Below are 9,989 nucleotides of genomic sequence, written 5' to 3'. Positions count from 1 at the left end.
CGAAGCAGGTCGAACTGCGCTGGCTCGCCGGGCGGCCGCTGCTGGCGATCATGCGAGCGGACGGCACAGCGGTGCGCGACGCCGCGACACTGACGCCCTACCGACCCGATCCGGCGATGCTGGTCCGCACCGCCGCGCGGCTGGTGCCGGCCCCGATCGAGCGCGTCGAGCGGCTGACCGAGCCCGACGGCTATTGGTACGAGCTGTCCGGCGACTCGGTGCTCCCTGTTCTGCGCATCGAATATGGCGACGCCGCTCGCACCTGGGCCCATGTCGACCCGGCGACCGGGGCGCTGCTCGGCAGCATCGACACGCGCCGCCGCGTGTATCGCTGGCTGTTCGACCTGTTGCACAAATGGGACCTCAACCTGCTGCTGCGCCATCGCCCGGCCTGGGACCTGCTGCTCTGGCTGTTGTCGATCGGCGGCATCGTCACCTCGATCAGCGGCATCCGCATCGGCTGGTCGCGGCTGGTGCGTCGCCGCGTATGACGTGTTGCGTCGGCGGCGGCGGCCGGTAAGGTGCCGCGCGTCAGGTTGGCGTCTACAGGGTGCGGCCGGACGATTGGAGAGACACGATGACCGGGGCAAATTCCCTTGAGCTGAACCAGATCGTCGACGGCCAGCGGCTTCGCGGGGCCTCGATCGTCTTCATTGTCCTGGCGGCGCTGGCGATGGCGAGCGACGGCTACGACCTCGCCTCGCTCGGCTACATCATCCCCGAACTCCTCAAGCAATGGCACCTCGGCCGAACCGCGCTGGCACCCGCCGCCGGTGCCGGCATCATCGGCATGGCGATCGGCGGGCCGTTGCTGGGGATGCTCGGCGACCGGTTCGGCCGCAAGCCGATGATCGTGGCGGGGCTTGCCACCATCGCCGTGCTCGATCTGCTGATGACGCAGGTGCGCGGCCCGGGCGATCTGGTGATCCTGCGCGGGCTGGTCGGGCTGATGGTGGGCGGCGTGTTTCCCAACGCCGCCGCGCTGATCGCCGAGATCACGCCGCGGCTGATCCGCGGCCGGGTGCTCGTCCTGGTCAGCCTGGGGGTGGTGCTCGGCATCGCGATCCCCGGCTTCGTCGCCAGGGGGCTGGTGCCGACGCATGGCTGGCAGTCGATCCTGGTGGTCGGTGCCTGCGCCCAGCTGGTCGTCGCGGCGGCGGTGGCGCTGATCATGCCCGAGAGTATCAAGTATCTGGCCGCACGGACCGGCCGCGAGTTGCAGGCCTTGCGCATGGCGCGGCGGTTGCGGCCCGATCTGACGATCGCCGACAATGCTCGGCTGGTCGCCGGCGCGGCGGCTCCCGCAAAGGGCGGGTCGATCCGCCTGCTGTTCGCCGGATCGTTGGCGGTGGTCACGCCGATGCTGTGGATCTGTCAGGCGGCAAACCAGATGTCGAACTTCTTCTCCCTGACATGGTTGCCGCAGCTGCTCCAGGCGGGCGGCGCGAGCACGGCGGCGGCGGGCGGCACCGCCTCGCTGTTCGCGATCGGCGGGCTGATCGCCGGCGTGCTGCTGCTGTTCGTCATCGAGCGGCTCGGCGTCATGCCGATGGTGGCGATGTTCTTCGTCGGCGCGCCGCTGGTCGCCAGCATGGCCAGCACCAGCCTGTCGCCGACAATCCATGCGCTGGTGATCGTCAGCGCGGGCTTCTGCGTCCAGGGCATCCAGATCGGCCTGACGGCGGCGCTGGGTCTGCTCTATCCCACGACGATCCGGTCGGTGGGGACGGGCTGGACGCAGGCGGCGGGCCGGCTCGGTGCCTTTGCCGCGCCGACTGTGGGTGCCTTGCTGCTGGGGCTCAACGTCTCGACGAGCAAGCTGCCGTTCGCGCCGGGCGCGCTGCTGCTGGTCGGCGGCGTCGCCTGCGTGGTGCTGACGCTGGCATGTCGGCGGCAGTTCGGCAGCTTCCGGGTCGCCGAATTCCCGATCGCGTCCGGCGCGGGCAAGGTGCCGCTCGATCCGGTCGCCGGCACCGCCTGACCCAGCCTGGGGCCGCTAGGACGGCGGCAGGGCGGTGTAATCGAGCAGGCGATCCCTCAGCCGAGCGGTGAACGCCGCGCCGGCCGCGTACTCGAAGCGCTTCTCCGCCGCGATCAGGCCGTGTCGCATGTCGCCGAGCATCGTCAATCCCTGCGCGGTAAAGGCGATCAGCTTCGCGCGCCGGTCGGTGAGGTCGGAACGCCGCTCGACAAACCCGACCGCCTCGGCACGGTCGACCAGTTCACGCATCGACTGTTTGGTCATGCGCGCCCGCGCGGCGATGTCGGTCAACCGGCCGCCGTCAAGGTCCAGGTTGCGGAACAGCGCCAGCAACACCTCGGCGATCGGCTGGTCGCGCCGTCCCTCCGTCACCGCCAGCGCCTCACGCGAGAAACGGCGTGCGGCCAGCGCGAAGACACGCGCGATGTTGGCCGATCCGCGCTCACCGTCCGCGCCCAGCGACGCGATCGGCAGGCTGGCACCGTAAGCGCCCAGGGTATGGGCGATCCCGTCGAACTCGGCCCCGAACGCATCGCGCACGCCGGTCTCCGCCGCGACGATGCCGCGGTGCAGGCTGGCGAGCATCGGCGCGCCGTGATCGGTGAGGTGCACGGTCTTGGCGCGACCGTCGGCGGGATCGCGCCGGCGCTCGACCAGCCGCATCGCTTCGGCGCGGTCGACCAGCTCGATCATGCCCTGCTTGGTGAGGTTGGCACGCGCCGCCAGCACCGTCAGCCGGGTGCCCGCTCGATCAAGATGATGGAACAGCGCGAGCTGCGCTTCGGTCACGACAAATCCATCGGCGCGCATCACGCGCAGCTTGTCGCGCACGCAGCGGTCGGTCGCCGCGAACAGCAGCGCGCCCAGGTTGAGCGTCCGCCAGGCGTCGTCGGCCGGTGCGATCGGGGCAGCGGCGGCGGCCGTCATCCTCGGCGCTCCATCCTAGGCGATCGCCTGGGTCAGCTCGCGATACTGGTCGGCGTCCGGGACATAGGGCGAGGTTCGGTTGAAGTGGCTGGCGACCATCGCCGCGACCGCCGCCTCCATGGACGCCATGCGATAGCCGGCGTCGCTCAGCGTCGCCGGCAGCCCGAGCGACGCGACCAGCGCCGCCAGCGCCTCGCCGAGATGGGCACCGGCGTCGAGCCCGACTGCGGTGGCCAGCCTCGCCGCCTTGGCGGGGACGTGGTGCGCCACCAGCCGTACCGTGTGCGGCAGCGCGACGCCGATCAGCGTACCGTGATGCACGTCCTGGTCGCCGCAGACGAACGCAATGGCGTGCGCCGGTCCCAACCCCTTGTGGATCGCCGCACCGCCCGCGAACGCCGCCGCCATCAGCGACGCGCGCGCCGCCTCGCCATCCGGCTCCAGCGCCGCATGAATGGCCGCGAACACCCGCCCGGCCCCGTCCAGCGCCAGCGCGTCGGCGACCGGGTTGGCGGGCTCGGCGAAATAGCCCTCGATGCAGTGCGACAGCGCGTCGATCGCGGTCGCGGCGATCAGCCGGCGGGGCAGGGTGCGCGTCAGATCCGGATCGCAGACGGCGACGCGCGGCACCAGCAGGGGGTGGCGCGTGCCGATCCCCGCTCCGCCCGTTACGAGGTGTAACGCAGCGACCGGCGAGCTCTCGCTGCCGGTGCCGAGCGTGGTCGGGATCGCGACCAGCGGCACGACCGCCTTGACGAGGTCGGGGTGGCCGATCAGCGCGGCGGCGTCGGGCAGGTCGCCGGCGGCGAGCGCGGCGACGATCTTGGCGGTGTCCAGCACCGAGCCGCCGCCCAGCGCCACCACCCCATCGCACCGCGCCGCGCGATAGATGGCGAGCGCCCCGTCGGCTCCGGCGGCGGTGGGGTTCTCGGGCACGTCGACGAAGCTCGCCGCCAGACCGGGGATCGCGGCCTGCGTCACGGCGACCAGCCCGACGCGCTCCACACCGCGATCGGCGATCAGCAGCGGCCGAGTCACGCCCAGCAGCGCCAGTTCCGCCGCCAGCTCCACGAGCGATCCCGCGCCGAACACCACACGCGGCAGCGACAAGGTGGATGCCATGCTTCAACTCCTCAGGCTGCCGGCTTGCAGGTGATATCCCGCTCCGTTAGTAAGGCGACCGAACGGTGTCCACCCTTGCAGCGGCGGAACGACCGGCCAGGAGAGCGCGATGAACGAGATGACTCCGATCCAATCGGCGGCGCGGCGGACGACGCACTATATCAACGGCGCATGGTCGCAGGGCGGCCCGACCTTCCCTGACTACAACCCGTTCAACGGCGAAGTGGTCGCCGAGATCGCTGCGGGTGGTCGCGCCGAGGCCGAGGCGGCGGTTGCCGCCGCCGCTGCCGCCTTTCCAGCCTGGGCGGCGATGCCGCCGGGGGAGCGCCAGCGGCTGTTCCTCAAGGCGGCGGACATCACCGAGCGCCGGCTAGACGACATCGTTGCGACGATGGCGGCCGAAAACGGGTCGAGCAAGGTGTTCGCCGCGTTTCAGATCCGCCTGTCAGCGGCGATGCTGCGCCAAGCGGCGAGCTATGGCTACATGCCCTATGGCGACGTGCTGCGTTCCGACGTGCCGGGCCGGACCGCGCTGGTGACGCGCAAGCCATTGGGCGTCGTCGCCGGCTTCACGCCGTGGAACGGCGCCTTTTATCTCGCCTGGCGCGCGTTCCTGCTGCCGATGGCGTTCGGCAATACGACGGTCATCAAGCCGTCGGAGGAGGCACCGATGAGCGCCGGGCTGATCCACGCCGAGATCCTGGAGGAGGCGGGCTTCCCCGCCGGCAGCTTCAACGTCGTCACCCACGCGCCGGGCGCCGCGGCCGACATCGCCGACGTGTTCTTCGAAAGCAAGGCGGTGCGCTGCATCAACTTCACCGGCTCGGACAAGACCGCCCGGATGCTCGGCGAGCGCGCCGGCCGCGCGCTGAAGCGGATGGTGCTGGAGCTGGGCGGCTTCAATCCGATGATCGTGCTGGCGGATGCAGACATCGAGCACAGCGTGCGGGCCGCGACCTTCGGCGCGTTCCTGCACCAGGGGCAGGTGTGCATGAACACGCGCAAGATCTATGTCGATCGCGCCATCCACGACGACTTCGTGGCGCAGCTCGGCGCGCGCGTGGGCGCGCTCAAGCAGGGTAATCCGGCCGACCCCAGCGTCATCATCGGCCCGCTGATTAACCAGCGCGCGCTCGACCAGACCGCGGCGCGGATCAAGGACGCGCTCGACCGCGGCGCGACCTTGGTGACCGGCGGCACGTCCGAGGGGCTGGTGTACGCGCCGACGGTGCTGGCCAACGTGCCCAGGGACGCGATCTGTACCACCGGCTGCGACGAGACGTTCGGGCCGCTGCTGGTCGTCGAAGCATTCGACGATGCCGAACAGGCGCTCGCCGATGCGCAGGACACGCCCTATGGCCTCAGCGCCTCGATCATGACCCGCGATCAGGCGCGCGCCTTCGCGATGGCGCAGCGGCTCGACGCCGGCATCGTCCACATCAACGCACCGACCATGGCCAGCGAAGCGGCGCTGCCGGTCGGCGGCACCAAGGATTCGGGCTGGGGCCGGTCGGGCCATTATGCGGTCGAGGACTTCACCGAAGTGCGGCTGGTGACGATGACCGGCGGCGCGTCGCAATACCCGTTCTAGCGGTTCACATCGGCGCGCTTCGCATGGCGGCGCAATGCGCTATAGGGCGGCGATGAGCGAGGACGATACCGGCGACCGACTGCGCGCGCAGGTCGCGGCGTTGCGCGCCGGTGAGGCGCTCGGCCGCTCGCAGGGGCTCGACCGGCTGCTGCAGTTCCTGCTCGACTGCTCGATCGAGGGGCGCACCCCCAAGGAGCTGGAGATCGCCGACCAGGTGTTCGGCCGCAGCGCCGGCAGCGCCGACCAGGACTCCTCGGTGCGCGTCCACATCCATCGCCTGCGCCGCAAGCTCGACGAATATTACGCCGGTGTCGGCGCGGGCGAGGCCGAGCGGCTGGTCATGCCCAAGGGTGGCTACCGGCTGATGCTGGAGCCGATGACGGCGGCGGCCGATCCGGTTGCGCCGTCGTCATCGCCGGTCGCCAGCCGCCGGGGCTACGCGCTCGCGGCGGTCGGTGTCCTGCTGCTGCTCGTCCTCGTCGGCAGCGGCAGCTGGTGGCTGGCGCGGCGCCCGGATGCGGGGCTGCGCACGGTGCGGGCGAGCGCGGCGTGGGCACCCGCGATCGCCAATGGCAGCCGGGTCTCGCTGATCGTTGGCGACTATTACATCTTCGGCGAGCGCGACGCCAACGGCGATATCCATCAGCTCGTCCGGCGCTTCGACATCAACTCTCCCCAGGACCTTGACGGGCTGATCGCTGCGCATCCGGAACGCTCGGGGGTCGATGTCGATCTCGGCCTCGACTATCTGCCGGTCGGCGTCGGCAACGCCCTGCGCGTCGTGACGCCGGTGGTGCGCAGCGATGGCTATGCACCGATCGGCAATCTGGTCGTGCCGGTCTCGCGGCTGTCGCCCGAGCAGCTGAAGCTCGTCAACATCGTCTATCTCGGCTATCTGAGCGGCCTGGGCACCCTGCGCGATCCGGTGTTCAGCGGCTCCCGCTTCGCGATCGGTGGCTCCTATGACGAGATCGTCGACCGTCGGACCGGGCGCAGCTACATGGCCGGCACCCATCTCGACCGCAACGACCAGACGCCGAGCCGCGAATATGCGCTGATCTCGTGTTTCCCGGGGCTGACCGGCAACTGGATCACCGTGATCGCCGGAACGCGCGACGCCGCGTTGATGCAGGCGGCGGATTACGCGACCCGGCCCGACGGACTGGCGGCGGCGACCCGCTCGATCACGCCTGGCACAGCGTTCGAGGCGCTGCTGTCGGTCGACAGCCTGCGCAACGTCGGCTTGAGCGCGCAACTGGTCACGCTGGCACCCCGCCGGGCGGTCGACTGGTCGGGGAAGCCGGCGCAGCGCTTCCCCGACGAGTTCCATGAACCGCCCGCGCAGGCCCTCGGCGGGTGACCGTCAGGCGAAGCTGCGCGACATGAACCAGTAGGTGCCGACCGTGACCAGCCCGGCGGCGCATACATCGACCACGATCGGGCGAGGCAATGTGAGCTTCACGCGGCGCAGCAGGATGACGAGGCCGGTCAACGCCAGAACGATGGTGAGTTGACCGATCTCGACCCCGACATTGAAGCCGACCAGAATTTCCGCCAGCTTCTCCGGCGGCAACTTGCTTTCGAGGAGGTCGGCGGCGAAGCCGAAGCCGTGGATCAGCCCGAATACCAGCGTCACCACCAGCCGCACCCGCCCGGCGTCGCGCAGATGCCCCGACACCATGATGTAGTTCGCCGCAAAGATCGCCGAGCCGATCAGCAGCAACGGCGGCAACAGGCCGATGCCGGCGAGGCGCAGCCCCGCCATCACCATCAGGCTGCCGCCCGTCCACAGCGCGATCGTTCCGGGCCGGCCCGAGGCGACCGAGACGTTCTCCGCTCCGATCAGCATGATGGTGAGCGCCACCAGCGCGTCGATGAACTCGGCATGGGGGCGGATGATGCCGGTCACCGCCAGCGCCAGCGTCAGGCTGTGGCCGAGGGTGAAGCCGGTGACGACGAACACCAGGTCGCGCAGCCGCCGCGAGATCAGCACCAGCCCGAGCAGGAACGACTGGTGGTCGACGCCGGTGAAGATGTGTAGCACCCCCATCTCGATGAAGCGCAGGAAGCCGGCGCTCTGCAACCCGCCGCCCTCGGCGCTGGCGAGGTCGAGCCCCTGCTGGTCGGCGGTGATGAGCTGTTCGGCAAAGTCGCCGTTCGGCCGCTGGATCTGCGCGAAATTGACATGGGTCGAGACCAGCTCGAAGAACGCCTTGTCGATCAGGTGCAGCCCCTCCGCGGACGGGCAGGCATATTGAAACTCGGCGCGGCGGAACCCGGCCGCCGCCGCCAGGATGCGCGGCGGTGCCGCCAGCTTGCACGACTGGTCCGCCGCCGTGACGCCGAGCCTGGGGGCGAGATAGGCGATCAATGCGGCATCGCTCGGCCGATTACCGTTGGGGGTGATCCGCTTGACCTCCAGGTCCGCGACGCTGAAGTTGAGGTGGACGACGGTGCCGTCGATCGTCCAGGCGCTGTGCGACTCGCTGCGGGTATGCGCGGCGGCCGGCAGCGCGCACAGTATCGCGACAATCGCGCAGACGAGCCGGCCGAGCAGCTTCACTGATAACCCGTGGCGATCTGTATATCGGCGCGCTTGCGCAGGAAATTGTCGTTGGCGGCGGTCAGCAGCTTGCTCTGGGAGTCGACATAGCTGGTGAGCACTTTGTCGCGGATCGTGGCGAACGGCGCGACGACCGGCTCGACGTTCTGCTGCATCACTAACAGGTGGACGCCGTCGGATAGCGCGATGGGCGGCGATATTTCCCCAGCCTTCAGGTGCCTGGCGACGCTGAACAGCCGGTTGCCGAGATGGATGCGCGCGGCGAAGTAGAACTCGTCCTCGTCGCCCGCCTTGGCCGAGCGTGGCGCGATACGGTCGGCGGCGGCGCTGTCGGGACCGGCGGCGCGCAGTCCGGCGAGCGCCGCCGCGATCGCCTGCTGGCTGGAGCCGGGCGGCAGGACATGGTCGGCGACGTGCATGACGCCCTCGCTCTGGAAGGTCTCGCGGTTCTTGTCGTAATAGGCGCGCAGGTCTGCCTCGGTCGGTTGCGCCATCACCGCGTCGGCGGCGGTCTGCGCCTCGACCGCGCCGACCAGCGACTGCCGCACCTCGATCGTGTCGGACTGCAGCCCAAGCTCGACGCCGCGCTGAACGTGCAACTCCTCGCTGATCATGTCGTCGAGCGCCTTGCGCTTCTGCGCCGGCGTCGCCTGGCCGAGCGACACGTCGTAGAGCGCGCGCAGCTGCGCAATGTAGTCGCTCATCAGGATCGGCACCTGGTTGACGACCGCGACGTCCTCGGCCGGAACGCTGGAGGTCCGCGTGCCCTTGGCGGTGAACAGGCCCAGCCCGGCGATCGCGAGGCCCAGCAAGGCACCGATGGCACAGAGGATCAGCGAGCGGCGAGCGCTGGGCCGCGCCAGCGACCAGGTGTCGGCAGCGGGCCGGGTGTCGTCGGTCATCGCTGGTCCTGTTGATGCCGGGGTAGGGCGGCGACGTAGACCGCGATGGCGCGCGCCTCGACCGGGGAGAGCGTCGTGGCAAAGGCGGGGCTGATGCCGGCGCGGCCCTCGCGGATGGTGCGCTCCAACGTTGCCGGCGTGTTGCCGTACAGCCAGACATCGTCGAGCAGGTTGGGCGCGCCGACCGCCTCGTCGCCGCCGGCGTCGTTGCCGTGGCAGTCGTAGCAGCCGCCGCTCCCCGCATAGAGCTTGCCGCCGCGTGCCGCTGCCGCCTGATCGGTCGCGGTGCCGTGCTTGAACCGGAGGAACTGGATGACGTCGCGAATCTGCGTCGGCGTCATCGGCGGGATGGGTTCGGCGGCATAGGGCTTGGGTCGCGCATAGGCGGGCATCGCCGCCAGCTGCCAGCCGCGCGGATCGCCCGAGCGGATACCGTGCAGCACGATCTGCTCGATCTCTGCGACTTGGCCGGTGCCGTAGAGGTAATCGCCATCGGTGAGGTCGGGCACGCCGCGCGCCTGGTCGGGGCCACCGGTGCCGTGACAGGACGCGCAATGCCGCACAAAGCCGTCACGGCCGAGCGCCAGCGCGGTGTGCGCCAAGCTGGGGGTGGCGAGGATCGCCTCCGGGTCGGCGCGCATCAGCGCGTTACGCGCCTCGCGCGCATCGGCGGTCCGGACCAGCGCCACGACCGATACGGTCACAACCAGCAACAGGACGATCAGCCATCTCGAGCGCCACCACGGCATCGTCATCCTCGACCCAGAGCCGCACACCAATCAGATGAAGGCAGCGAGGATGCGATGTGGCTCCGACGCCGGCGAGATCAACCATTCTACGGTAGCCGTACCGTTACAGATCAACTGTAACGTGCGATCGGCACCGATCAAATGGTCGACCTAA

At 69.9% G+C, this 9,989-nt stretch carries 8 protein-coding genes and 1 pseudogene; 4 read left to right on the top strand and 5 right to left on the bottom strand.

All coding sequences use genetic code 11. The features are described from left to right. Positions 1-491, top strand: a pseudogene (locus HUU96_RS00455) (PepSY domain-containing protein); the annotation flags it as partial. Between the two features lie 86 nt (positions 492-577). Beyond that, the gene (locus tag HUU96_RS00450) at positions 578-1,981 is read left to right on the top strand and encodes an MFS transporter (protein ID WP_174290895.1); all 1,404 of its coding nucleotides are present in this window, start codon (positions 578-580) and stop codon (positions 1,979-1,981) included. A gap of 15 nt (positions 1,982-1,996) precedes the next feature. Here HUU96_RS00450 and HUU96_RS00445 read toward each other — a convergent pair whose 3' ends face one another. Both HUU96_RS00445 and HUU96_RS00440 read right to left on the bottom strand, forming a co-directional pair. Further along, positions 1,997-2,908 carry a MarR family winged helix-turn-helix transcriptional regulator gene (locus HUU96_RS00445; protein ID WP_174290894.1) on the bottom strand — a complete coding sequence of 304 codons (912 nt, stop codon included), beginning with the start codon at positions 2,906-2,908 and terminating at the stop codon, positions 1,997-1,999. A 15-nt stretch (positions 2,909-2,923) separates the two neighbouring features. After that, positions 2,924-4,030: an iron-containing alcohol dehydrogenase gene (locus HUU96_RS00440; RefSeq protein ID WP_174290893.1), complete on the bottom strand. Its 1,107-nt coding sequence runs from the start codon at positions 4,028-4,030 to the stop codon at positions 2,924-2,926. A gap of 109 nt (positions 4,031-4,139) precedes the next feature. Between HUU96_RS00440 and HUU96_RS00435 the strand changes: the two genes are divergently transcribed. Further along, positions 4,140-5,621 (top strand): aldehyde dehydrogenase family protein, encoded by a 1,482-nt coding sequence (locus HUU96_RS00435; RefSeq protein ID WP_217430231.1) that lies wholly within the window; start codon positions 4,140-4,142, stop codon positions 5,619-5,621. Between the two features lie 52 nt (positions 5,622-5,673). After that, positions 5,674-6,981, top strand: a complete 1,308-nt coding sequence (locus tag HUU96_RS00430) for a helix-turn-helix domain-containing protein (RefSeq protein ID WP_174290892.1) — start codon at positions 5,674-5,676, stop codon at positions 6,979-6,981. A gap of 3 nt (positions 6,982-6,984) precedes the next feature. Here HUU96_RS00430 and HUU96_RS00425 read toward each other — a convergent pair whose 3' ends face one another. Genes HUU96_RS00425 through HUU96_RS00415 form a run of 3 tightly spaced genes read right to left on the bottom strand, consistent with a single transcriptional unit; the run spans position 6,985 to position 9,835 of the window. Further along, the gene (locus HUU96_RS00425) at positions 6,985-8,184 is read right to left on the bottom strand and encodes a HupE/UreJ family protein (RefSeq protein ID WP_174290891.1); all 1,200 of its coding nucleotides are present in this window, start codon (positions 8,182-8,184) and stop codon (positions 6,985-6,987) included. Beyond that, positions 8,181-9,086: a peptidyl-prolyl cis-trans isomerase gene (locus tag HUU96_RS00420; protein ID WP_174290890.1), complete on the bottom strand. Its 906-nt coding sequence runs from the start codon at positions 9,084-9,086 to the stop codon at positions 8,181-8,183. The genes HUU96_RS00425 and HUU96_RS00420 overlap by 4 nt, the downstream gene beginning before the upstream one ends. Continuing rightward, a complete protein-coding gene (locus tag HUU96_RS00415; RefSeq protein ID WP_254604812.1) occupies positions 9,083-9,835 on the bottom strand; it encodes a c-type cytochrome in 753 nt (250 codons plus the stop codon). Before HUU96_RS00415 ends, HUU96_RS00420 begins: the two co-directional genes overlap by 4 nt. Positions 9,836-9,989: the final 154 nt, after the last annotated feature.

The sequence above is a fragment of the Sphingomonas bacterium genome, from assembly GCF_903644135.1.
Lineage (GTDB): Bacteria > Pseudomonadota > Alphaproteobacteria > Sphingomonadales > Sphingomonadaceae > Sphingomonas.
The sequence above is the reverse complement of the archived record's forward strand: the minus strand, read 5'-3'. Positions and strand labels throughout refer to the sequence as shown.

Coding starts and splice junctions, on each gene's coding strand:
- HUU96_RS00450 (WP_174290895.1), top strand. CDS start 578: ATGACCGGGGCAAATTCCCTTGAGCTGAACCAGATCGTCGACGGCCAG.
- HUU96_RS00445 (WP_174290894.1), bottom strand. CDS start 2,908: ATGACGGCCGCCGCCGCTGCCCCGATCGCACCGGCCGACGACGCCTGG.
- HUU96_RS00440 (WP_174290893.1), bottom strand. CDS start 4,030: ATGGCATCCACCTTGTCGCTGCCGCGTGTGGTGTTCGGCGCGGGATCG.
- HUU96_RS00435 (WP_217430231.1), top strand. CDS start 4,140: ATGAACGAGATGACTCCGATCCAATCGGCGGCGCGGCGGACGACGCAC.
- HUU96_RS00430 (WP_174290892.1), top strand. CDS start 5,674: ATGAGCGAGGACGATACCGGCGACCGACTGCGCGCGCAGGTCGCGGCG.
- HUU96_RS00420 (WP_174290890.1), bottom strand. CDS start 9,086: ATGACCGACGACACCCGGCCCGCTGCCGACACCTGGTCGCTGGCGCGG.
- HUU96_RS00415 (WP_254604812.1), bottom strand. CDS start 9,835: ATGCCGTGGTGGCGCTCGAGATGGCTGATCGTCCTGTTGCTGGTTGTG.